Annotated in this window: 25 protein-coding genes and 3 tRNA genes; 6 read left to right on the top strand and 22 right to left on the bottom strand. The window is 37.4% G+C overall.

What is annotated here, in order from left to right; translation table 11 throughout:
• Positions 1–202: 202 nt before the first annotated feature.
• Both typA and PQG52_RS00135 read right to left on the bottom strand, forming a co-directional pair.
• Entirely contained in the window at positions 203–2,023 is a 1,821-nt protein-coding gene (gene typA, locus PQG52_RS00140; RefSeq protein WP_271827365.1) for a translational GTPase TypA, read from the bottom strand.
• A 112-nt stretch (positions 2,024–2,135) separates the two neighbouring features.
• Positions 2,136–3,176 (bottom strand): adenosine kinase, encoded by a 1,041-nt coding sequence (locus tag PQG52_RS00135; protein WP_408869524.1) that lies wholly within the window; start codon positions 3,174–3,176, stop codon positions 2,136–2,138.
• A 260-nt stretch (positions 3,177–3,436) separates the two neighbouring features.
• Here PQG52_RS00135 and PQG52_RS00130 point away from each other — a divergent pair, with 260 nt between their 5' ends.
• Positions 3,437–3,979: a bactofilin family protein gene (locus PQG52_RS00130; protein WP_271789489.1), complete on the top strand. Its 543-nt coding sequence runs from the start codon at positions 3,437–3,439 to the stop codon at positions 3,977–3,979.
• 47 nt (positions 3,980–4,026) lie between these two features.
• On the opposite strand, the gene PQG52_RS00125 is transcribed toward PQG52_RS00130, so the two are convergent.
• The 3 genes from PQG52_RS00125 to PQG52_RS00115 form a co-directional block, all read right to left on the bottom strand.
• The gene (locus PQG52_RS00125) at positions 4,027–4,605 is read right to left on the bottom strand and encodes a GcrA family cell cycle regulator (protein WP_271789490.1); all 579 of its coding nucleotides are present in this window, start codon (positions 4,603–4,605) and stop codon (positions 4,027–4,029) included.
• A gap of 67 nt (positions 4,606–4,672) precedes the next feature.
• A complete protein-coding gene (gene rnd, locus PQG52_RS00120; RefSeq protein WP_271827364.1) occupies positions 4,673–5,848 on the bottom strand; it encodes a ribonuclease D in 1,176 nt (391 codons plus the stop codon).
• A 149-nt stretch (positions 5,849–5,997) separates the two neighbouring features.
• Entirely contained in the window at positions 5,998–6,825 is an 828-nt protein-coding gene (locus tag PQG52_RS00115; RefSeq protein ID WP_271789492.1) for a glycosyltransferase family 32 protein, read from the bottom strand.
• A 110-nt stretch (positions 6,826–6,935) separates the two neighbouring features.
• Here PQG52_RS00115 and queF point away from each other — a divergent pair, with 110 nt between their 5' ends.
• Positions 6,936–7,403 carry a preQ(1) synthase gene (queF, locus tag PQG52_RS00110; protein WP_271789493.1) on the top strand — a complete coding sequence of 156 codons (468 nt, stop codon included), beginning with the start codon at positions 6,936–6,938 and terminating at the stop codon, positions 7,401–7,403.
• Positions 7,404–7,431: 28 nt separating this feature from the next.
• Here the strand turns inward: queF and atpC are convergent, their stop codons facing one another.
• From atpC to PQG52_RS00070, 8 genes are all read right to left on the bottom strand, one after another.
• Positions 7,432–7,848 (bottom strand): ATP synthase F1 subunit epsilon, encoded by a 417-nt coding sequence (gene atpC / locus PQG52_RS00105; RefSeq protein WP_271789494.1) that lies wholly within the window; start codon positions 7,846–7,848, stop codon positions 7,432–7,434.
• A gap of 31 nt (positions 7,849–7,879) precedes the next feature.
• A complete protein-coding gene (gene atpD, locus PQG52_RS00100) occupies positions 7,880–9,382 on the bottom strand; it encodes a F0F1 ATP synthase subunit beta (RefSeq protein ID WP_271789495.1) in 1,503 nt (500 codons plus the stop codon).
• Between the two features lie 35 nt (positions 9,383–9,417).
• Entirely contained in the window at positions 9,418–10,335 is a 918-nt protein-coding gene (locus PQG52_RS00095) for a F0F1 ATP synthase subunit gamma (RefSeq protein ID WP_271827363.1), read from the bottom strand.
• Between the two features lie 11 nt (positions 10,336–10,346).
• Complete coding sequence (gene atpA / locus PQG52_RS00090) at positions 10,347–11,885, bottom strand: F0F1 ATP synthase subunit alpha (protein ID WP_271827362.1); 1,539 nt, start codon at positions 11,883–11,885, stop codon at positions 10,347–10,349.
• Positions 11,885–12,454 carry an ATP synthase F1 subunit delta gene (gene atpH / locus PQG52_RS00085; protein ID WP_271789539.1) on the bottom strand — a complete coding sequence of 190 codons (570 nt, stop codon included), beginning with the start codon at positions 12,452–12,454 and terminating at the stop codon, positions 11,885–11,887. The genes atpA and atpH overlap by 1 nt, the downstream gene beginning before the upstream one ends.
• A gap of 421 nt (positions 12,455–12,875) precedes the next feature.
• On the bottom strand, positions 12,876–13,520 hold the full coding sequence (locus PQG52_RS00080) for a hypothetical protein (RefSeq protein WP_271827361.1): 645 nt from the start codon (positions 13,518–13,520) through the stop codon (positions 12,876–12,878).
• Positions 13,521–13,540: 20 nt separating this feature from the next.
• Positions 13,541–14,014 carry a DUF7832 domain-containing protein gene (locus PQG52_RS00075; protein WP_456304935.1) on the bottom strand — a complete coding sequence of 158 codons (474 nt, stop codon included), beginning with the start codon at positions 14,012–14,014 and terminating at the stop codon, positions 13,541–13,543.
• A 116-nt stretch (positions 14,015–14,130) separates the two neighbouring features.
• A tRNA-Gly gene (locus PQG52_RS00070) sits at positions 14,131–14,204 on the bottom strand.
• A gap of 232 nt (positions 14,205–14,436) precedes the next feature.
• Between PQG52_RS00070 and PQG52_RS00065 the strand changes: the two genes are divergently transcribed.
• The 3 genes from PQG52_RS00065 (at position 14,437) to nusG (ending at position 15,364) form a co-directional block, all read left to right on the top strand.
• Positions 14,437–14,513, top strand: a tRNA-Trp gene (locus PQG52_RS00065).
• 116 nt (positions 14,514–14,629) lie between these two features.
• Positions 14,630–14,818, top strand: coding sequence for a preprotein translocase subunit SecE (gene secE, locus PQG52_RS00060; RefSeq protein ID WP_271789501.1), 189 nt, complete (start codon positions 14,630–14,632; stop codon positions 14,816–14,818).
• A gap of 15 nt (positions 14,819–14,833) precedes the next feature.
• The gene (gene nusG, locus PQG52_RS00055) at positions 14,834–15,364 is read left to right on the top strand and encodes a transcription termination/antitermination protein NusG (protein ID WP_271789502.1); all 531 of its coding nucleotides are present in this window, start codon (positions 14,834–14,836) and stop codon (positions 15,362–15,364) included.
• Positions 15,365–15,399: 35 nt separating this feature from the next.
• Here nusG and PQG52_RS00050 read toward each other — a convergent pair whose 3' ends face one another.
• From PQG52_RS00050 to PQG52_RS00035, 4 genes are all read right to left on the bottom strand, one after another.
• Positions 15,400–15,687 (bottom strand): hypothetical protein, encoded by a 288-nt coding sequence (locus tag PQG52_RS00050; RefSeq protein ID WP_271827359.1) that lies wholly within the window; start codon positions 15,685–15,687, stop codon positions 15,400–15,402.
• 88 nt (positions 15,688–15,775) lie between these two features.
• Complete coding sequence (locus tag PQG52_RS00045; RefSeq protein ID WP_271789504.1) at positions 15,776–16,417, bottom strand: PqiC family protein; 642 nt, start codon at positions 16,415–16,417, stop codon at positions 15,776–15,778.
• Entirely contained in the window at positions 16,417–18,105 is a 1,689-nt protein-coding gene (locus PQG52_RS00040; protein ID WP_271789505.1) for a PqiB family protein, read from the bottom strand. Before PQG52_RS00040 ends, PQG52_RS00045 begins: the two co-directional genes overlap by 1 nt.
• A gap of 48 nt (positions 18,106–18,153) precedes the next feature.
• Complete coding sequence (locus PQG52_RS00035; protein WP_271827358.1) at positions 18,154–19,506, bottom strand: paraquat-inducible protein A; 1,353 nt, start codon at positions 19,504–19,506, stop codon at positions 18,154–18,156.
• Between the two features lie 205 nt (positions 19,507–19,711).
• Between PQG52_RS00035 and PQG52_RS00030 the strand changes: the two genes are divergently transcribed.
• Positions 19,712–19,786: transfer RNA gene (locus PQG52_RS00030), tRNA-Thr, on the top strand.
• Positions 19,787–19,968: 182 nt separating this feature from the next.
• Here PQG52_RS00030 and PQG52_RS00025 read toward each other — a convergent pair.
• The 5 genes from PQG52_RS00025 to PQG52_RS00005 form a co-directional block, all read right to left on the bottom strand.
• Positions 19,969–20,226, bottom strand: a complete 258-nt coding sequence (locus tag PQG52_RS00025) for a hypothetical protein (RefSeq protein WP_370866890.1) — start codon at positions 20,224–20,226, stop codon at positions 19,969–19,971.
• Between the two features lie 99 nt (positions 20,227–20,325).
• Positions 20,326–21,717: a carbohydrate porin gene (locus PQG52_RS00020; RefSeq protein WP_271827357.1), complete on the bottom strand. Its 1,392-nt coding sequence runs from the start codon at positions 21,715–21,717 to the stop codon at positions 20,326–20,328.
• 91 nt (positions 21,718–21,808) lie between these two features.
• Positions 21,809–22,477 carry a MarC family NAAT transporter gene (locus PQG52_RS00015; protein ID WP_271827356.1) on the bottom strand — a complete coding sequence of 223 codons (669 nt, stop codon included), beginning with the start codon at positions 22,475–22,477 and terminating at the stop codon, positions 21,809–21,811.
• 231 nt (positions 22,478–22,708) lie between these two features.
• Positions 22,709–23,434: a hypothetical protein gene (locus tag PQG52_RS00010; protein WP_271827355.1), complete on the bottom strand. Its 726-nt coding sequence runs from the start codon at positions 23,432–23,434 to the stop codon at positions 22,709–22,711.
• Between the two features lie 333 nt (positions 23,435–23,767).
• Positions 23,768–24,217 carry a hypothetical protein gene (locus PQG52_RS00005; RefSeq protein ID WP_271827354.1) on the bottom strand — a complete coding sequence of 150 codons (450 nt, stop codon included), beginning with the start codon at positions 24,215–24,217 and terminating at the stop codon, positions 23,768–23,770.
• Positions 24,218–24,734: the final 517 nt, after the last annotated feature.

Raw genomic sequence — 24,734 nt, 5'->3', positions numbered from 1 at the left:
TTCTGTTACAATTTATTACAATTAGACCATATTTAGGTCTTATTTCTTTATATCTGCCATGTTTTTTTAATCACAATTGGCATATTTAAGTCATATTTATAAAAAATACTTTAAAAGCATATGCTTATCATAATACAATTTGTTACAAAAAAAGCCACCTTAAAATGAATTAAGGTGGCTTTTTTACATTTAGTTACAAGAATTAGCCAGCTTTTTGACGAGAATTCTTTTTACGGTCATGAGGATTAAGATAAAGTTTACGAATACGAACCGCTGATGGAGTCACTTCAACCAACTCATCATCTTCAATATACGCAATTGCTTGTTCTAAAGACATTTTACGAGGTGGAACCAATAATAACGCTTCATCTTTACCAGCAGCACGAATATTGGTTAACTTCTTTTCTCTAACTGGATTTACGTCCAAGTCATTTTCACGGGAATGTTCCCCAAGAATCATCCCAACATAAACTTTTTCACCATTACTGACGAACAAAGTTCCACGATCTTGTAAAGAGAATAAAGAATATTGAACGGCTACACCATCTTCTGCAGAAATCAATGATCCATTACGACGACCTGGAATTGCGCCAGCCCATGGGCCATAGCCTGAAAATAGGCGGTTCATAATCCCAGTACCACGAGTATCTGTTAAGAACTCATTGTGATACCCAATTAGCCCACGAGATGGAATCGCAAAAGTCAATCGAACTTTACCACCACCAGAAGGGTTCATATCTTGCATAACCCCTTTACGTACTGATAATTTTTCAACCACAACACCTGAATAAGGCTCATCAACATCGACCAATACTTCTTCGTATGGTTCTTCTTTTTCACCTGTTTCTTCGTTGATGCGTGTTAATACTTTTGGACGACCAATCGTTAACTCAAATCCTTCACGGCGCATGGTTTCAATTAACACACCTAATTGAAGCTCTCCACGTCCTGCAACTTCAAAAGCATCCGTTTCATTACTGTCGGTTACTTTAATCGCAACATTGCTTTCGACTTCACGGAATAAGCGTTCACGAATCTGACGTGATGTTACTTTTTTACCTTCACGACCACCCAAAGGACCATCGTTAATACGGAAGGTCATAGACAATGTTGGCGGATCAATTGGGTCTGCGTGTAATGCTTCTGTCACTTCAGGAGAAGCAATGGTTTCAGAAACCGTTGCATCAGAAAGGCCAGCAATCGCAACAATATCCCCAGCTTGAACTTCATCCACAGGAACGCGTTCCAAACCACGGAATGCTAATAATTTACTGATACGACCTGTTTCAACAATCGTCCCGTCCACACGCAATACACGAACAGGCATATTAACTTTGGCCATCCCTTGTTCAACACGACCTGTTAAAATACGACCCAAGAAGTTATCAGCTTCTAAGATACTAGCAACCATCGCAAAAGGTGCATCTTTATTAACATTTGGTGAAGGAACATGCTTTACGATCAAATCAAACAAAGAACTTAAGTCTTCTTTGTGACCATCAACAACATAATCAGCCCAACCTTGACGACCAGATGCGTAAAGCATTGGGAAGTCTAATTGTTCGTCATTCGCACCTTGAGCTGCAAATAAATCGAACACTTCATCATGCACTTCATCTGCACGTGCATCAGAACGATCCACTTTATTCACCACAACAATCGGGCGTAATCCACGTTTTAATGCTTTAGCAACAACGAATTTTGTTTGTGGTAATGCACCCTCAGCAGCATCAACCAACACAACAGCACCATCCACCATTGATAAGATACGTTCAACTTCACCACCAAAATCAGCATGGCCTGGGGTATCAATAATATTAATCCTTACATCATTCCAAACAACTGATGTACATTTTGCCAAAATTGTAATACCACGTTCACGTTCCAAATCATTACTATCCATCGCGCGTTCAACAACATGTTGATTTTCACGGAATGTTCCAGATTGTTGTAGTAATTGATCAACTAATGTTGTCTTGCCATGGTCAACGTGTGCAATAATGGCAATGTTACGGATTTCCATAATACTCTATTTTCTCCAATAAAATTAATTCTCTATGCCTTATCCACAGCATAAATATCTTTGCAATTACCTTTAACCTCTATCACGTCAGAGGACAAGATAACTTTGCATATTAAAAATTCATTACTTCTTTTAATTCAGGCAATGGTCTTGCACCAAAATGAGAAATAACCTCAGAAGCAACCACGCTTCCTAAACGTCCACATTCTGCATAAGTACGGTCTGTTGTCCATCCTGCCAAGAAACCAGCAACATAAGCATCCCCTGCACCTGTTGTATCTACTACAACCGTAGGAACACAAGCAACCTCTATTCGCTCGTTCTCGGCAACAATCACACTTCCTTTTTCTCCGCGTGTCACAACAACAATCGGGGCATCCTTTGCAGCTTGAGCAATAGCCGTTTCAAAATCTTCTGTTTCGTATAAAGCACAAATTTCATGGTCATTTGCAAAAACCATATCCACACGTGTCGATACAAAATCCTTGAATGCTGCCAAGTGACGTTGTACACAAAAAACATCAGAAAGACTTAATGCAACCTTTTTTTCAGCTTTGTGAGCAATATCTGCAGCTTGATAAAACGCTTTTTGTGCTAATTCACCATCAAATAAGTAACCTTCTAAAAAGGTAACTTTACCTGCACTGATGACTTCTTCAATAACATCTTCAGGTTTAAATTGCGTACATGCACCTAAATATGTATTCATCGTGCGTTGTCCATCGGGGGTCACAAAGATGATTGAACGTGCTGTCAATAAATCCGCATTCCCTTTGGCTTTTAAGGGTTGAGAAGGAAAATAAACCCCACCTTGTCGAATATCATCCGCAAAGTTTTTTCCTAAACCATCATCTGCAACTTTGCCAAGATAAGCTGTTTTTGCCCCCATCAACGCAGCAACAAAACATGTATTCGCAACAGAACCACCACTCATCTGCTTTTCAGCTTTTAACATCGATTTAAGTTCTTTGGCACGTTGTCCATTAATAAGTGCCATCGTCCCAGGAACCATTCCTTGTTGTTCAAGGAAATTCGAATCGACTTGAACCAGGACGTCCACAATCGCATTCCCTATTCCTACGATATCAAATTCTGTATCATCGGATCGCTTACGACCCAAGATTTCTCTGAAACTTCTCATCTTTAACTTCATTTTCCTTTTTCTTATCGTAATCAATTAACATATTACGATAGCAACTCTTTTTTGCATTGTCTTATCTAAAAACAATATTTAGTTTTTCTTAATTCTTATTATGAAAACCTAGATTGAATCATATTAACTGGTATATATTTATTAATTATGATTTACAATTTTAACCTTAATCAACTATATGAAGATTAGTGTTTTAAAGAACAACCTTATAGTCATACAATCTTTATTTTATCCCAAATCATGATGAAGGCTCTCACTCTATGAAAAATAACCTACCCCCAACCTTAGAGAAAAAACTAATTAATCGTAATACACTCTTACCCAATACAGAGCGCGCTTATGGTACAAATAGTTCTTTACATCATGATAATGCATCCCATCGTCGTACCCTTGCAATAGGACAAGGAATTCGCATCCAAGGCGTAATAGAAGACGTTGAAACATTAATCATCGAAGGCACTGTCGAAACCAATACGATTAAAGCAAAAAAAATCATTGTGCAAAAAACAGGTCTCCTTAAAGGTGAGGTCGATTCTCAAGATATCGAAATTACAGGCATTTTAGAGGGAAATATTATTGCACAAGGGAACTTAGTTGTAACAGCAACCGGTCGTTTAATTGGTAAAGCAAAATGCCGTCGCTTAAAAGTCGAAGATGGCGGGCAAATCACTGGTCAAATTGAAATGATTACTGCTGATAAACCAAAAGCAGCCGCCGCTCACACAGAAACAGAAGTCAAAACCAACGAAGAGACTCCTATTGCAGAAGAACTTCTAAAAACAGCTGAGCCTAGAATCGATTAATACATATTATTTCTCTGAACCTTAACTGTTCAGAGAAACATAGCAGATTAAGCAACGTTATTTTTACGATCTCTTAACTTAACATACGCAATTTGAACATGCTCTAAACAATATGGTTTTCCTGGAACAACCTTAGAACCACAAAAATGAAAATCCTTCGTACCTGGATCGCCAATAGGCCAACAACAATCAGACATTGAACGTCTTTTTGGCAATTCTACTGGTGTTGTAAAATCAATTTTTGTTTTCTTTGATGGTTTGATTTCCTTTTTTACGATCGGCGCTATCATCTCTAACTGAGTAACTTCCGCTGCTTTTGCAGTATTAGCCGTTAACGCAGGCTTTTCTTTTTCAATTTTCTCAATTTTTTCTGCTTTTGACTTTGCAACCTTTACGACTTTTTCTGCAGGTTGAGTTTCAGCTTTTGTCACAGCTGGTGCTGGTGCTTTTTCTTTTTTTGCAGCTGCTCTACGAATCGGTGAAGGTCTTCCTTCCAACCCTAAACGATGCGCCTTACCCACCACTGCGTTTTTAGTCACATTTAAATGCCGTCCTATTTCAGCCGTGGACAGCCCTTGCGCCCATAACTCTTTTAACCGTCCTACGGCTTCTTCATTCCATTCCATTACGCATACTACCCTTTATAATATCGATCTGATTTATACAATTAGTTATTCTAAAGCTGAAAATCAATTAACGTTTAATTAATTCTATTTTTTGATCTTGAACCCCTAAAATAAGCTGCCCATTACAAAGATCAATAGCATCTTGTCCAAATACGTCACGCCTCCACCCAGATAATACAGGCAAATCACGTTTTCCCAATGCCAGTTTTTCAATATCTTTACTATCAATCACTAATTTTGGAGCCACTTGATATCGTTCACATTTCGCTTGTAGCAATACTTTGAGTAAAGCAATCATTGCTTCAGATGGTTTTCGTTTGTTCGATTCAACAGGAATAGGCAAAGGCAATGATTCAACATCTGTATTTTTCACTGTTTTGATAACAGCTAATAAAGTCCCCCCTTCTTTACCCTCTGCAAAACCATGCGAGATGCCACGAATACGAGACAATGCCTTGACACTATCAGGCAAGGCAGCAGCAATCGCCAGCAGGCTCTCATCCTTAACCAAATGTTGCCGAGGAATATTTAGCTTTTGTGCTTCTTCTTCACGCCATTGAATAATAGCATATAAGCACCCTAAAACACGGCGATTATTTGTCTTGGGACGTAAACGTTTCCATATTTTTGCCAATGGAGGCAAAAAGAAATTTGGATCGGACAATACGTCTATCTCAGCTGCAACCCAGCTTAGCCGATTCGTATCTTGTAATTTTTGTAATAAAACTAAATATACATCCCATAAATAAGTCACATCTGCTGCCGCATAATTTTGTTGTGCAGCTGTTAATGGGCGCATTGCCCAATCACTAAACCGATGTGATTTATCAATCGTTACTTTGAGTAAAGACTCAACCAAACTGTCATATCCAATTTGATTACCAAACCCAGCCACCATTGCCGCAACTTGGGTATCGAAAACAGGCGCCGGCAATACTCCCAGTAAATGCAAAAATATTTCTAAATCTTGTTGAGCTGCATGAAAAACTTTTACGACTGAAGGTGCCGTTAATAACGGTAACAACAACGACAAATCAATATCAGACGACAACGCATCTAGTAAATATACAGTTCCTGTTCCTGCAATTTGTACAAGACATAATTCAGGCCAATAAGTTCGTTCCCGAACGAATTCGGTATCCACTGTAATGAATTTTTCCTGCAATAAAGATGCAACCATCTTCTGTAATGACTCATTGTCTATAATCATCACAGGTTTAGAAAATTTTTGTAAATTGATCATATACTTTTATGAAAATAATTTTTCCGGAAAATAAACTTATCATACTTCACTTTGCTTCAAAATAATTTTCTAATGGATTTGATCAAAAATCACATCAGAGACAATACTATTACTGCTGATAAAAAACCCATTCTAAGTAAATTTTAAGTTCATAATAAATTTAAGCGTGTGGGTAATTTGAAATATCGCCAATTTCCATCTGTTGTTTTTTTATATTCTAACTCTAAATGACTATATGCTTTGGTCATAAAATGATGTTCGAATAACTGTAAACGATTTAATCCTACCTGACCCATCGAATCACCAATGATGCCTTGCATCAAAAGTTCCATCACTGCCATTGATACTGCACCAGGTCCCGTACAATCCCACACACTTGAAAAGCGATAATCACCTGTTAAATTATTACATATTTTGTTAAATATTGCTTCAATAACAGGATTATGTGGCTGACACACAACAAAATCGTTATCAATACAACATGGCTGCCCTTTAGTATAAAATAGTAAACAATCGAAATCATAATGCTTGAAAATTTTTTCTAAACTTGTGAAGCAATCAATATCGATATCAACATATATTCCCCCTTTTTGTAATAAATAACCCATCCGAAAGAAATCAGATTTCATTGATGGATGCACACAACGACGTTCATATAAATGCAAAATGTCTTGCCCATAATGCTGTTGAATAAATTCACCTGCTGATTTTTCATCAAATAACTGCACTTGATAAGTCGGATTATGATGGCGGATTTTATCAATAGAATCCTGCACATCTAGTGGAGGGACCGTCTCATGCCAGAATAAAATAATATGCTTAGGAACAGTGATTGAATAATTTTCTCTTACTTCTACCACTGAGTTTTTATCGATAATTGGCAAAAATCGAGGTTGTAAATAATGCTCCAATTCATCTAAAGGATGAAAAGAAAATTTAAAATATTTTGCCTGTTCTTTTTCCTCGTTAGTAAACAATATTTTATCCTTTCTCTTCAATACTTACATATTAAGATAGAATATTTTTAAAGTTCATTTTATACTATTTTCTGAACAAACAACCCTATTTTAACATTGAATATAAAATTATGTCTAAATCACCTGATTTGAAAAAACATCTGACCCAATTAGGGGAAAATACCCCTTTGCCACAATCTCCACAAGACGCGAAACTGGAACGAGTGCCAGCACCCTATCAAGAGTACGATTATACTATTCGTTTTACCGCGCCAGAATTTACGTCTCTTTGCCCCATTACAGGACAACCTGACTTTGCCCACCTTGTCATTGATTATATTCCAGAAAAATGGATCGTTGAGAGTAAATCTTTAAAATTATATTTATCTAGCTTTCGTAACCACGGCTCTTTTCACGAAGCATGCACCGTCGAAATCGGTTCAACAATAGTAAAGTTATTAAAACCCAAATGGTTAAGAATTGGTGGGTATTGGTATCCCAGAGGTGGAATGCCAATTGATGTGTTTTGGCAAACAGATACGCCACCTAAAAAAGTATGGATTCCAGAACAAGAGGTTCCGGCATATAGAGGAAGGTAATAAATACCTTTCCTCTATGATGAGAAGGCTACTTCTTTACAGAGGTAGCTAACTCTAGCATAACGCGAGCATTTTGCATTTCGTCAATTAACTCACGTTGTCTTTCAGCATCATTACCCTTAGAAGCTACTTTATAACTTTCCTCTAAGTCAGCCAAACGTTTACTTGCTGTCTCTTCAGACAACTCGTCCAGCTTTTTGACTTCTTTGGCAAGCACGGTGCATTTTGTTTCTTGCATCTCAGCAAAACCGCTTTCAACAAAAAAACTATCCGTTATTTTGTCCCCTTCATAAAGGTGAATAACACCCCCACGAAGGAGAAGGATCATAGGAACATGACCCTCCATTGCAGCAATATCACCTTCTAAACCGGGTAAAACAGCCATATCGACCTTTTGAGAAACGACAACTTTCTCTGGGCTGACAATTTCAAGTTGTATCGACATTACTGTCTTCCTTTACAGTTCTACAAAATGCTTATTTAGCATCTTGTTTCATTTTCTCTGCCTTTGCAATTGCTTCATCAATGGTTCCTACCATATAGAAAGCTGCTTCTGGCAAATCATCATGCTTACCATCAATGATTTCTTTAAAGGAACGTACAGTATCTTTAACTGGAACCAGTTTACCAGACATACCCGTAAAGACTTCAGCAACATGGAAAGGTTGAGAAAGAAAACGTTGAATACGACGTGCGCGTGAAACAACTTTTTTATCTTCTTCAGATAATTCATCCATACCCAAAATCGCAATAATGTCTTGCAAAGATTTATAGTTTTGAAGAATCTTCTGAACGCTACGTGCAACTTCGTAATGTTCTTCACCAACAATACGAGGATCCAATGAACGAGATGTAGAATCCAACGGATCAACCGCAGGATAAATCCCAAGTTCTGCAATAGAACGGTTCAACACTGTTGTTGCATCTAAGTGAGCAAACGTTGTAGCAGGTGCAGGATCTGTCAAGTCATCAGCAGGCACATAAACAGCTTGCACTGACGTAATAGAGCCCTTTTTTGTGGAGGTAATACGTTCTTGTAAATTACCCATTTCCGTTGCCAATGTAGGTTGATACCCCACAGCAGATGGAATACGACCCAACAACGCAGAAACTTCAGAACCAGCTTGGGTAAAGCGGAAAATATTATCAACGAAGAACAACACATCCTGTCCAGCTTCGTCACGGAAATGTTCTGCAACAGTCAAACCAGATAATGCAACGCGAGCACGTGCCCCAGGAGGTTCATTCATTTGCCCATAAACAAGAGCCACTTTTGAACCTTCGGTGCTGTTTCCGTCAACTTTAATAACGCCAGCATCTTTCATTTCGTGATACAGATCGTTACCTTCACGAGTTCTTTCACCAACACCAGCAAATACAGACACACCACCATGTCCCATTGCAATATTGTTAATTAACTCTTGAATCAAAACGGTCTTACCAACACCAGCACCACCGAACAAGCCGACTTTACCACCACGAAGATATGGGCAAAGTAAGTCAACAACTTTAATACCTGTTTCCAAGATTTCACTTGCTGCACTTTGTTCTTCAAAAGATGGTGCTTCACGGTGAATCGGTGAGTAGCTTTTTGCGTTAATTGGGCCTAATTCATCAATAGGTTCACCAATAACGTTTAAAATACGACCCAATGTTTCATTACCAACAGGCATACGAATTTGATGTCCTGTATCAGCAACTTCCATTCCACGAACCATACCATCGGTAGAATCCATCGCAATACAACGAACTTGGTTATCACCAATTTCTTGTGCGACTTCTAATACCAAATTACGATCGCCAACTTTACAAGTTAATGCGTTCAAAATGTAAGGCAAATCACCTGTAAATTGCACGTCAACAACAGCACCTTTGACTTCGGTGACGCGACCTACAGAGTTACTTTTAGATGCAGCCTGATTCCCCGCTGATGAATCAGTGTATGCTGCGTTTTTTTCTTCAATTGCGGTTTCCGACATAATAGGGTCAGCTCCTAGCAGAATAATTATAACAATCAGGCAGCATTTGCACCTGATATAACCTCAGTAAGTTCATTCGTAATATTTGCTTGACGAGTACGGTTGTAATGCAAGCTTAACTTATCAATTGCTTTACCTGCATTACGTGTCGCACTATCCATAGCCGTCATACGAGCACCTTGCTCACCAGCATTGGTTTCAAGCATAGCAGAAAATAATTGAACACGAAGGTTTTGGGGAAGCAAGCGATGCAATACTTCCTCTGGCTCTGGTTCAAATAAATACTCAGCTTGTAATTGCTCTTTATGAGCAGCTAATTTTTCGTCTAAGGTCTCTTCATGTTTCTCAGTTGCAGCAATACTCAAAGGAATCAACGGCAATTCAGTCGGAACTTGTAACATGACATTCTTAAACTGGTTATAAACCACGGTGCATACATCACATTGTTCATCTTGCAACAATTTTTCAATATAGCTGGCAATTTGATCAGCCGTATCAAATGTTACATTTCCCAACCGATGATCGCCACCTTCTGGTCCTACAACAAGATTAGGATATTCACCTCGGAAATAAACGTAAGATTTAAACCCAATTGGACATATTTTTACGTTTTTTCCTTCTTTAAGAAGTTTTTCAACGATGCCACGTGTTGCGCGATTAATATTTCCGTTAAATCCACCAGCCAAACCACGATCACTGCTCATTGGAATAATCAAGTGAATATCTTGCTTCCCTGTTCCTGCCAATAATTTTGGCAAGCCAGGACGATCACCCAAAGATTCTTTTAAATTAACCAAAATCCGTTGCATCGTTGTTGCAAAAGGTTTTGCTTCACGTGAACGTCTTTCAGCACGGTTCATCTTTGCAGCAGCAACCATTTTCATGGCGCTTGTAATTTTTTTTGTCGATTTAACGCTATTAATTCTCGCGCGTAATTCCTTTAAAGAAGCCATTGCAATGCCCCTTAAACTTGCTTGAATTTAATAACGAAATCTTTTAAGAATGCCACCAATTTTTCTTCCAATTCTTTGGTGATTTGAGCAGCATCTCGGATTCCATTAAGAATATCAGCACCAGAAGAACGCATTACTTCGATAAATTGTTTTTCAAAGTGACCAATTTTGTCAACTGCAATTTCATCTGTGTATCCACGAGTTCCAGCATATAGAACAACAACTTCTTCTTCCATAGTGTATGGAGAATTTTGAGGTTGTTTCAATAACTCTGTTAAACGCGCACCACGAGCCAATAGTTTTCTAGTAGACGCATCAAGGTCAGAAGCAAATTGAGAGAACGCTTCCATCTCACGATATTGCGCTAACTCAAGTTTAATACTACCTGCAACTTGTTTCATTGCTTTTGTTTGCGCTGCAGAACCAACACGAGAAACAGATGTTCCAACGTTAACTGCAGGACGAATACCACGATAAAACAAATCTGTTTCTAAGAAGACCTGACCATCTGTAATCGAAATCACGTTGGTAGGAATATATGCAGAAACGTCACCAGCTTGTGTTTCAATAACTGGTAAAGCTGTTAATGAACCGCCACCGTTTTCGTCAGACATTTTTGCAGCACGTTCCAACAAACGTGAGTGCAAATAGAACACATCCCCAGGATATGCTTCACGTCCAGGTGGACGACGCAACAACAATGACATTTGACGATAAGCAACTGCTTGCTTTGACAAATCGTCATAGCTGATTAATGCATGCATTCCGTTATCACGGAAATGTTCACCCATAGAAGCCGCAGCATAGGGCGCAATATATTGCATAGGAGCGGCATCAGAAGCTGTTGCTGCAACAACGATGCAATATTCCATTACTCCTTGTTCTTCAAGAGTACGAACAACCTGAGCCACTGTTGAACGTTTTTGTCCAATAGCAACATAAATACAATACAAACTTTTCTTTGGATCGTTTAACGCATTTGTTTTCTTTTGTGCAATCATTGTGTCGATCAATACAGTTGATTTTCCTGTTTGACGATCTCCAATAATCAATTCACGTTGTCCACGTCCGATAGGAACCAAAGCATCAATGGCTTTAATACCTGTTAACATCGGTTCACAAACAGATTGACGAGGCATAATGCCAGGTGCTTTTACTTCTGCTAAACGACGTTCAACGTCTTGTAATGGACCTTTGCCATCAATTGGATTTCCAAGGCCATCAACAACACGACCCAAAAGACCTTTTCCAACAGGAACGTCGATCACACGATTCGTACGAGAAACAGTGTCCCCTTCACGTACTTGGCTGTCGTTACCAAAAATAACAACCCCAACGTGATCGCTGGAAAGGTTCAATGCCATCCCTTTTAAGTCACCATCGCCGAAGGAAACTAATTCACCCGCCATGACGTTTTGCAGGCCATAAACCAATGCAATACCGTCACCAACAGACAAAACAATTCCTGTTTCCTCAACGTTAGACTCTTTATCAAAGGACGCAATTTGTTTTTTAAGGATGTCCGAAATCTCTGCGGGACGGATTTCCATCACGCGGCTCCCTTCATAACATTATGTAGACGATTAAGACGAGATTTAAGGCTAGCATCATAAAGCTGAGCCCCAATGCGTATGACAAAGCCGCCTAGTAACTTTGCATCAATACGCTCTTGTATATTTACTTTATTATACCCTACTTGAGCCAAGCGATCTTTTAACTGAGCACGTTGTTTGTCTGTTAAAGGATGCGCTGTGGTTACTTCGGCCGTGCTTACGCCACGGCGAAAATCAACCAAAGCAAAAAAAGCTAATAAAATAGATTTTAAACTTGCAAGCCGACGATTATTTGCAATTACGCCAACAAAATTTTGAAGTAACTGACTGAATCCAGCTTGTTTTAAAGTGCTAACAATAATCTCACGGCTTTGCGCTGTATCAAAAGAAGGGTTATTTAGAACCTCTCTTAACAATTCGCTTTCGTTGATAATTTTTAACAGATTTTCAACTTCACTAACGACTTCATTCAAAACTCGCTCTTCTTCTGCCAACTCATAAAGAGCAGTAGCATAACGACCTTTGAGATCATTTGCCGCAAAAGTTGATGCTGCGCCAGCAGCCATTGTTGCATCGGTATTCACTTCGTTTATTCTTTCATTTCTCTTCTAGAATAGCGTAACAAAGCCATATAGCTTTCTTTACCTTCCCAACAACTTTGGATAGATGTTTATAAAAAACGTATTCTATACCAAACCCTATTAAAAACATAAACTAAAAAGCACTTTGCTTATCGTTTAATTCTGAAGTGTTGCAAGTCTGTACGACCAAACAAACACGTCCCAGCGCAAAACCACAAAACCCGTAACTTTAAACTTGTGTGTTAGATAAAAGATTTTTAATAAAAAGGAAAGCCCTAGAACATCCAAAATAAGGCAGATCAAGTATAAATGATGAATTATTTTATAACTTGATTTTTAAGTAACAAAATCCTAGGCAACATATACAACGAATTCTAAATAATCTATTTCGCCATATCATGCAATGTTACAAGAGCGCCTTTGCCCATTTCTGTGCAATGGTTTTATTAAATGATGCTTTTAAATTCTTATCATTCAAATAGCCCATTTTATCCTCACTCAATAATAACTCCAAATCTATACCTGCTTTATCCGAGTGATTCTTTTTGATTACATATAAGACTGTTAAAAACGGAAATGCATAATAATTGGGATTTTCCAGAATATCATTAATAAGTTCGGTTTTTGCTTCCATCAAATGATAGACGCGCTTTAAGTATTTTTCAGTAAAGAACCTTGCAACACGATAGCAAGCGCGTTCTATGCCCTCCTCTGTTCTGGGCAACATAATGGGGAAAATGTCTGAACAGTTATCTTCAGATGCGTAGTAAGACGAATATATCATTTCTGTATTCGCAATATTGGACATATAAGGAGGGGATAATTGATCAATAAAAGATCTGATTGCAATATCATTCACGGAAAGAGAAAAAGCATATTCCAAACTGGCACTCAAATAGCTCCAGCTAATTTTTGTCTGAAACCCTTTTTTATTCTCAATGAAGATACATTTTTTATTTACACGCAAATAAGGATAATCGATCAATTTTGCCTTTAAAAAAGTTTGAAGCTTCTTTTCAAAAATCTGCTTATTTTGACTTTGGTCAATCATGATTATTTGCGCGTTAAAAACTAGTTTCCCTGAAATTCCAAGAACTGCTGATACCGTTGATCGAGCAGCCCTTTTGCTTTTTCGTAATTTTGATCTGAAAACTGAATATAATAATAGCTTTGCTCTTTAGCACCCTCCAGTAAATCCAGATCTAACCCACTATAATCTTGTAAATAAGATCCATACTTTTTTGAAAATACTGAGGTGTCATCATAATAAGCATCCGCAAATTCGGCACCTTCTTGGTTAAAATCCTCGTCCATCAAGCCACCATAATTAAAATCAAATAATAAATCTAATACAGAGTAATCTTCAGTCTCTTGATGAATCTTGACTAACAAATCAGCGCCATCCTCCAGTAAATCTTCGCCTGCAAACCCTTTTTCCAACATCCAACGATAGAAAAAAGCCATATGCACGCCACCTTGAGTGACGGGTAACTCTTCAGGGAAATCGTCGGCACCATAATGATATTTTGCTTTATCATATGATATTGCATTGATCCTTATATCATCTTATTTGAACAATAAAAATAATGTCAAAATCAATATAAAAACGCAAGCATAGATCGATGCTTATATTTTATAATTTCAATTGTAAGGGATTTTTTTGGAGCGGGCGAAGGGAATCGAACCCTCCTCAGAAGCTTGGAAGGCTACTGCATTACCACTATGCTACGCCCGCTTGTACCAAGAATGTCGATATGCTTTGTATAAGCATTCGATAAATGTAACACTCTTTTAGCAAAAATTTTTATCAGATCAAGTCTTTTTTTTATTTTTATAGAAAAAAATATTTTCTATCATTTTTTTCTTGACTTTCGATCCATTTCATTGCTTTTTCTCCTAATCATGATTTTAAATGATCGTTCTTGCAAAAAGAGTGATTCTAGTTTAAAGTCACACAGTGATCATGCAGGGGTGTAGCTCAATTGGCTAGAGTGCCGGTCTCCAAAACCGGAGGTTGCGGGTTCGAGACCCTCCACCCCTGCCAAAAGACACGTATAGTATTTCATGAATGTAATCACATTCATCTTGTCCTTTAACCGTACGGATATATTATATACAAATATAATATGTTGTACTATTTTGAATTAGGAAAGGTGTTTCGTGTCGGTCAATCCCACGAAATTTTTGCGTGATGTTCGTAGTGAAGCCAAGAAAGTTACTTGGCCAACACGTCGCACGACATTAGTCACAACAGCCGCTGTGCTTGCCATGGCCGCTGGGGCTTCCGCATTCTTTTTTATTGTAGACCAAGTCATCGGCTTTGGTATTCAATCTTTGTTTGGCTTATAGGGGGTTAAGCCAGTCATGGCAAAAAGATGGTACGTGATTCACGTTTATTCTGGATTTGAAAAAAAAGTTGTTCAGCAAATCAAAGAACAGGCAGAACAAAAAGGCTTAACAGGTCAAATCGAAGAAATTTTGGTTCCTTCTGAAGAAGTAATCGAAGTTAAACGCGGTCAGAAAATTCAAACTGAACGTAAATTTTTCCCAGGCTACGTGCTGGTAAAAATGGAAATGACGGATGAAGCTTGGCATTTAGTCAAAGATACTCCCAAAGTAACAGGATTTCTGGGCAACAGAATGCGCCCCTCTCCTATTTCGAATGCCGAAGCTGAACAAATTATGAAACAAGCTCAGGAAGGCATGGATAGCCCTCGTCCTTCAGTCAATTTTGAAGTTGGTGAGCAAATCAGAGTATCCGATGGTCCATTCACTTCCTTTAATGGTGTTGTCGAAGAAGTCGATACAGAAAAAGGTCGCTTAAAAGTCAGCGTCTCTATTTTCGGTCGTTCAACCCCGGTTGAACTCGAATATAACCAAGTCGAAAAATTATAGATCTTCCAAAACGCTTTAATATTTTAAAGCGTTTTTTAATATTTTCTCGTAAAATATTCGCAGAATTGTAATGCTTCTGTTTCTACTGTATCTTGTTCAAGAAATTCTTGAATATCTTTTTTCATTGCTTGATATTGTTTTTGACAAGATTTTTCATCACAAAATACTGTGTGAACCATGGCACCATAGATACCTGCCGTGATTGTGTAATATTTTTCACATTTCTTCAATGTAATACGTGCTCCTAAATAACTTTCTTCTTCTAGAATTATATCTCCATTTTCACTACCCTTCGTGCCAATTGTCCCTAGTATTTTCCACATATATAATCATGTACCTTTTACATTCACACTTAAGATCATAAAAAAGGAAGGATATACCTTCCTTTTTCCTCATAAATTATTCTAAAGATTAATTTACTATAGGCATAGAAGGCAAATTAGCCAAACTTGCAGCAGTAGTCTCGGCAATTTCCCCAAGTATTTGGCTTAATGCAACGACCAATGCTTGTGTGCTACTATCCGCAGGAACTTTTTCAAGCGTCAATAATCGATTAAATTTGGATGGTTTATCGCTATCAGTGCGAATCACTACATCTGCTGTCACTACTGCTTTACCACTTGCATCTTGATTAAATCTTGAAATATCCATTTCTACATAGAATTGTGGCGTAGTTTGCGTTGCTTGATTTTGTAAAAATACACGTGAATTGGGTAAACGTTGTGCCAGATCTAACATCATCACACGACCAATCATATTTGTAATATTATCCGCCCATGCATCCGAAGAGGATAACGTAAGTTTATTATTACTGATCTCTGAAACAATACGATCTTTATCTAAAAAGCCTGCTAATGAAGGTGTTCTGACCTCTATAATAGAAGAAGTCACATTATACAACCTGCCTTGTACAGGGGAAAGCGTATAGTATGTCGGGCCAGAATTGCTGCATGCTGTCAATACACTACCCGTTACGGCTAACAAAGATCCTCCCATCATCGTTTTCAAAAGATGGCGGCGCAATACTATATTTTTTGTATTTAAACGAGTCATTATTTACGTCCTGTTATAAATGCGGATGGATGCTGGGTCATAAAATCGCTAAAGAATTTTAATGATCTTGCCGTTTCGCTTAATTGCACAATCATTGTTTGCAAATTACGATGAAAATCTGTGTTGCCACCATAACTTCCTAGCAATTTATTAGCATTCTTTAAGGTTTGATCTAACTGGCGACTCATTTCTGGTAACTCTTTCAACAATGGTGATGCCCCATTATTTACTTTCTTACTAAGATCGCTCATATTTTGCATCGTTTGACGCATTGCTTTCAACGTTTTGGTAACATCTGGGCTATTTAATCGATCATCAGCATGTGCCATTAAGTTATTAAGGTTCTCACCCAACTGATCTAACGGCATTGCCGCTAATTTTGATGCAACCGTTGACATAGAAGCCATAATTCCGTCCATGCCCCCTGCTTGACTTGGAATCACCAAAGCATCGCCTTCTTTTTGAGGAATGATGGGCTTTTTCATATCAATAAAGTTCAAAGAAATTAAAGAGCTACCAAACAAGAAATTATCACTTGCAACACTTGCTTTCATCCCATTTGCAATTAACGATTTCGTAATCAAAGCCAATGTCGCAGAATCATATTTCTTTTGAAAAGAAAAGACACGGTCTGGTTGAATGTCCATTGTAATTTTTGCACGGGTTTTATTCGCAGCCCGATCAATAATTAAAGCAACATTTTGCACAGTTCCTATCTGTAATCCAAACAGAGTAACTCTACTTCCTTTGGATAATCCTTTAACTGAAGAGGTTACATAAGTGACAAGATGGACATTATCTTGATAACGCGCATTTTCTGCGGCATCTTTATCAGCATATAAATTAAATTGTGTATTGGCAGGCACTGTCTCTTTATTTTGATGCTCTTTATCTGCAACCAAAGGCCTATCTAATTCATCAAAAGCAACACCTCCAGACATTAATGCCTGAATCGACTGTAATTCAATATTTAATCCCGTCGCACCAAAACCGAACTTAATGCCCGATACATTCCAAAAAGCACTATCAGGATGTAAATAGCTATCATAAGGTTTCTTTAAGAAAATATGTAATAAAATGGGTCCTACACCGCCCTTTGGCATATCGTAACTAAGAACTTCCCCAGCCACCGTATCGCGATAGAAAATTGGAGCACCCTCCCCTAAAGACCCAAGATTATTAGTTGCTAATGTATAAGTGGTTCCTGGCTGTCCTGAACGGACCCCAGGTGGGGATTCCAATCCAACAAAATAGCGTTGTCTTTTGCCAACTTGATAATCGCCAGGATCAAACGCAATATAAGCACCACTAATCAAGGTTTCTAATCCTGAAATATTTGCTCCATTAAAGCGTGGTCGAACCACCCAAAAACGTGCGTTGCTAGAAATCACAGATGCAGCGCGTCTTGTCATTGCCACTTGAACATCAACATGACGCATATCTTTACTTAAATTAACACTTTTGACCGTCCCTAATACAACAGATTTATTTTTTACCTGTGTTTGACCGCTGACAATCCCATCTGCTGTTTCAAAGGAAATCGTAATTGTAGGACCTGCGTTATAAATGGCTTTCCATCCCAAGTAAATCGCTAGGACGGCGACCAGAATAGGAACAACCCACACCAAAGAAAACTTGATCTTTCGTGTTGGTGCCAGGGGTAATTGATCATTATTATTGTTCGACATATTTCTTTTACTGAATGTTGATAATGTTTACATGAATTTTATTAAAATTTAGTTGTTATCTGCTTTTGTTTGATTGGTTTGGGAATCATTCATTTTAGCATAATCCCACATTAAACGTGGATCGAAGGTATCTGCTGCAAATATTGTGACCACAACAACAGCAGCGAACATCAAAATGCCAACATGAGCATGCACTGTCGCCAACGCATCAAAATGAATCAATGCAATTAAAATTGATATCATAAAGACATCAATCATTGACCAACGACCAATAAAGGTAATGACGCGAAATAATTTAGATCTCATTATCAACCATTTTTTAGATCTCATTATACTCGCGGCAATCATTAATCCAATTCCCGAGATTTTCAATACGGGAACTGCAATACTTGCTACAAAGACAAGTAACGCCAATGGAATCATTTGGCTTTGCCATAACTCCACAACACCACCAAAGATTTGATGACTACTCACCCTACCCATCATTGTTGTACTCATAATAGGATATAAATTCGCTGGAATATAAAAAACAAAAGCTGTAATTAAAAGAGCCAACGACCGATTTAAACTATTGGGTTTACGTTTATGTATGTTTTTTCCACACCGAGGACATATACCAATATGTTCATCTTCGTGAATGCTTGTATCGGTTTTAAAAACTAACCCGCAACATTCGCATGAAGCTAAATAGTCATTTTCGGGCAATATATCAGAATGATAATGGCCGACTTCTACTTGTTTGTGACGATAGACCATTGTTTTGTTAGTTGCGCATCGTTCCCATAAAGTGGCAAAATCAGTACTTGCATCTGTGACACTCATAGAAATCATCAATAAGACCATAGCATATAGTGAATAATCAATCTGTACATATGCCATCCCTACCAATTTTGTATAAGCAACAAAAACACCTAAAATATAGACCTCAATCATCGACCATGGTCGTAATAATCGGTATAAATGCAATAATCTAGGAAAAAAAGACGGTAACATCGTAAAACGTGAATAATACAAGATACTAAGGATCAAACCGATGATCACAATCGGAAAAACAACCACGACTAACCCTACTAAAGCTCCGACACTCCCCAAGCCTTGATGCATGAATTCGATGCTGCCATTCAAAATACCCAACGAGTTCGTTCGCCCATAGATATTCACTGATAATAAAGGAAATGACACCATCATTAAGTATAAGATCACCGAAGATATCGCAAAGGCAAAAGGAACCGCCCATTGTCGGCTAAGGGGATGACGAAAAAGTTCAAGCCCACATCGATGACATGCAACCAACTCACCATGATTGACTTCTGGATATTGTTGCACCAATCCACAAGAATGACATTCCACGACTTGATCAACGATACATATCGCTTCGTTTAATTTCTTACTTTCTAACACAAACTCTCTCTTAATCAAATGTAAACCTGACCATTTGTTTCAGCGTCAATTTACCTTACGTATCTTTTCTACGTTTTATCTGTATAAGCAAACATAGATACTGTGATAAATCTATAAATTTAAAATAAACTTATAGAAAAATTCTTTATCACCCTTGCAGTCTATGCTCAGCTCCTATATAAAAAGCAAAACATAAAACATATAAGCCGACATAGCTCAGGGGTAGAGCAACTGATTCGTAATCAGTAGGTCCTCGGTTCAATTCCGAGTGTCGGCACCACTTTATTTTATATAAAAATTAAGTACTTTTGTTAACTACAACTAAATAATACATGTATCACCGCACTTTCCAAGTTTTTTTATTGATTGCCAGTAACGCTTTAGACGTTCTGTGAGCTGTAAAGAACAATATCAATTTTAAGAAAAACTGATATCTCTTAACAATTCGAAATATAATTATTCTTAATTTATATATGCAATATTTGCTTGCTCTGCTTGTACTTGCAGGTCTAATGCACCTTTAAGGTTTAAAGGCAATGGAACCCCATGATCGCTTTTCTGACAAAAATTGGTGGCTGTTTGAAAAGATAAATGCATATCCGAAGATAGTTCTTTACGTAAACAACCTACATCGCTTTCAAGAGGCAGACGACCCATCTCAGGATTACACCCACCTAGTAATAAAAGTGTAAATCCTGATAAAATTATTTTTTTTATCACTTTGTTAAATACCGCTGTTACATTTTATATAATCGTGTCAAATTTTCAATACGATATCAATTCAACGAATGAATAGCAGTTATTTATACAATAGTTTCTTTAAAAAGTAACGTTTGTTTTTAAACCAAACACTACAGCATCTTTATACGTGCTTTTTGTCGCAGCAACATTATGAAAATACTCAAAAATTGGCATTAACATGACACCGCGATAGGCTGCAACTCCATAATTCGCTTCAAACAGCAAACTATTTGTTTGAACCCCAGGTGCGCCATTTAATAAACCATTAAAAATTCCATTAGCACCCGTCACCATACCATTATTGATTTGATATTGCTGTGCTCTACTTAAGCCGCGTGGAACGGTATAGTAAGTTAACATCAACCCAAATTGATCGTATGATCGCGATTTCCAAAAACCACGATCCAAAACCCCAATATTGTAAAAATCCTTGAAAGTAGAGGTTGTTGCAGCATCATGACCGTAATTTGCAATCACATATAATCCATGGTCTTCAATAGGATCGTTACGGTAAACCATTTGGTCAGCTTGGATCCAAAATTGAAAACGATTATCTTTTTTACCTGAACCCGTTACTTGAGAAGACCAAGTTTCAAAACGACTGCTATCAATCCCAGCTCCTACATGAACATGACCCACCAAGTGATTCTTACCGATATTAGGATTGTACCCTAATTCTACAGGAACAAATGCACCAGTTGCCTCTGATGTACCCCAATCCCAACCGGTTCTGCCACCTTGAGGCCAAGGAGTACTTTGATAGGCACCCACTTGTATATAGGCCTGAGGAGTAAATTTATATAAAATACGCCCCCCCCAAACAGCACCTGGCCAATCAGAAAAGCCTTGTTGAGATTGTGTGCTCCTGGGATGTCCACAAGTGGTTAATAACATAAATTGACAGGCAATTGCACTATGTGCATAATCATCACCCACACTCAGGCGTCCCATTTTGATATCAATTTTATCGTGCCATAATTTCTGTTCACCATAAAAATCATACATGCGAAGCAAACGAGCATATCCACCCCCATAAACTTCTTGGGCTTGGATTTGAGAATCGCCAACATAATCCGCACTGGCATTACGTCCAGAGCGATTCATAATAACTGCATGAGTTGAAAAGCCTTTCCAACCGATAATCTTTTCCCAATCAACATCTACTGAAAAAGCAATCTGTTGGGTGAAATCTGCACCTTTACGCTTGCCACCACTGACAACTCCAGCCGTTTCAGTAACCCAATTTAATCCCAACTGAATACCATATTGATCCAAATAACGGTTTAATCCGCTAAAGAATAACTCTTTAGATGGGTCACCTTTTGTATCGTTATGGTCTTCTACTTGAAGGTTTTTGTTTTTTTTAAACTGAAAAGCCTGTTGAGCTTCTACTTGATTGGTATATGCTGCCGAAAAAAAAGTAATTACCATTAAAGCAGTAGATATTTTATAATTGCTTTTTCGCAACATGTTTACAAACCCTTAGATCAATAAATTCAAGCAGAAAATCAAAAGCAAGCCGTCTGGTCAACTCAATAGATCGTGATTTCTTTGAAAAAACTTAATGTATGCTCGCTGCAACATCCAAAGAACCATTAATAATAAACTGAACCCCCATACATACCAGCAAAAAACCCATTAATCGCGATATTGCCTGCACACCACTATTTCCAATAATACGCATAATTACCGTAGAACTACGTAAAGAAATCCATAATAAAGCACTAATAATTAAAAACACTATTACTGGAGCAACATAAATAACCCACTCGGATATATGCACAGTTGGTTGTTTTACGGCTGATGCATTGCTGATAATCATTGCAATTGTTCCAGGCCCTGCTGTCCCAGGCATTGCCAAAGGGACAAAAGCAATATTCGTATCAGGTTCTTTTTTCAATTCTGCTGTCACAGAATGAACTTCTGGTACCTCATGCAGCTTCTTGACAGGAAACAGCATTTGAAAACCAATAAAACAAACAATCAACCCACCCGCAATCCGTAGCCCTGGCACAGAAATACCAAACGTATTCATAACGAGCTGACCTGCGTACCATGTCACAATCATAATAAGAAAAACATAGACTCCGGCCATCAATGCTTGCTGATTACGTGTTTTTTGATTCATATCCTCAGTCAGGCTAAGAAATAAAGCTACCGCCGTTAAAGGGTTCGCCAAAGGTAAAAGGGTAATGAGCCCTATTCCTATAATTTCGAAAAGTTCCATCATATGTAATATTTATTATTTTCAACGTTATAAACCATGAATACTATCAATAATGTTTGTTAAGTGTAAACTAATAACATTTTTTAAATAAAATACATATTTCAAATCCACTCAACAATGTTGAATACACTTAATAAACTAAATAATTTTTTTAATGATAATTTCCCACTCTAATTATTATAAAAAAAAGAAATTTATCATTATTTTGAAAAAAGTTATTTGTATGAGATCAACTTAACCTGTGAAATCAATAGTATATAATGTAACAGTTGATGGAAGAGCGCCTCTATCTGTAATGTTTAATACTCCGTTGGAGAATGAGCTGCTAATAGAGGTCGTTTCTTCTTCTGGAATCATACGATCAAGACGGCCACCTTCTTTAATTCGATATGCTGTGATTTTATAATTTCTGAAACTATTAGCAATATTCCTGATAGTAATATTTAAACCTGTACGGCTTAGAGTATTATTCTGTTCTCTTCTAGGGGGGAATACAGTGAGGGGAGTTCTTGAAACGTATGGTCTTTGATGAACGAGATTATTATATATAACTGTATTAGGATCTATTCCCCCAAACCAATGTTCTTTACTCCAATCATCATTTAATTGATTAACAGTTCTATTCGTATCCAAATAATATTGCTGGTTTAGGGGACCTTCGGGAGACATCAGCGGATTGCCAAAAACAAGATCTATTTCATAATTTGCAGCTAGAATATTAATTTTATTTCCAGCCTCATTTTCTCCAACTAATGTTGTTAATCCAGTACTAAAATCATTATCTTGAGTTAACAGATAAGGCGTTTCAAACATACGAGTAAATAGATTAAAACATTGTGCTGCATAATTACAAAAATTCTTATGTGCTGGGTTCGTCGGGTTTGATTGATCATTAAATAACCCAAAAGATGAACCGCCCCCACGGTAATAATATGCTCTGTTAACTTTACAATATTGCATATAAATTAAAATTGTTGCTATAAAAGATGCACTGGTTGTAGATTGTACTTTAGTAAAAGTATGTGAAAATCCAACAGGCGAAGAAGCCCATTCTGTACAGTGACTTTCGATATTATTGTAACCACATGTATTTAAAGTTTTTTGAATACTATTTCCTATACTAACAATGTTATTAGGGTCATTAGTATAACAATACCAAGATAGAAAATCGATAGGAGTATTCGTGATTTTACAATAATTAAGTAAGCCATCAAGCAAGGGACTACCAGGATTATAACCATATGTTACACTTGGTCCTCCAACTTTAGCTGTCGAATCAACTGCTTTAATGGCTTAAGCTACTTTAGAATAAAATTCATAATAAACTTGTGGGTTATTATTATTCCAAGATGAAGATAAATCAGGCTCATTCCAAATTTGCCAATAAGCAACTTTTCTAGGCAAACCTGTGGCTTGATAGTTTAGAGAATAGCGTTCGACTAGTTTTGGAACAAGTGCAGCATAAATATCGAAATTCTCAGGCGGCTCATATCCACCATCAAGTGTCCGTCCAATGCGGAACATAATTTCTCGTTGAAGGTTACCAGGATTAACGCTAGCATTATTTTTCATGATACGACGAATTGCATCATCTGTAATTCGGTAATTTGGACTACGCGAAGCTTGCTTCAAATCGTTATTACGCATACCAACAGCAGCGTAAGGAAAGATTGTTCTTTTATTAGCATAGTCAGCAAGAAATTCCTTTGCTTTAGATTGCTGATTTTGACCATTTACTGCCAACTCAGTCTTGTTATAATTTGCAAGAATAAAATCAATAATTATAAATTAGTGATTTAAGAATAATTAACGTTAGATTACAAAAATAATCGAGCCTTTCTTGCAAGCATAGTAAGTTATAATTATTTATAAGTAATAGAATATAATGTTAAAAGAATATTATATTTTTAACAATTTTTTCAAATATGTAACGTCGTATAAGATATTGATAAATATGATACTAAATTTCATGTTAGTATCATTGATTTAGAATAAACTAGGACAAAATACAGGTCAGAACTACACCTCGGATACACGCTAGTCAATTTTCTAATGGTAATATAAATACAACTTACAAATCAATTAGTCTGTCACCAGTGTGCCTGCCCTTATTACTAGGATTTAATAAGTTTTATATTTTTTAACTATTGCGTGTAGAAGCTTTGGATAATCGTCACTATCTGTGCTTTAAACTGATGATATTTGGAGTATTGGGAGCGGGGAGAGGATTTGAACCTCTGACCTTCAGGTTATGAGCCTG

Source organism: Commensalibacter communis (assembly GCF_947179105.1).
GTDB lineage: Bacteria > Pseudomonadota > Alphaproteobacteria > Acetobacterales > Acetobacteraceae > Commensalibacter > Commensalibacter communis.
Note: the sequence above shows the minus strand (reverse complement) of the source record. Positions and strands in the feature narration are given on the sequence as shown.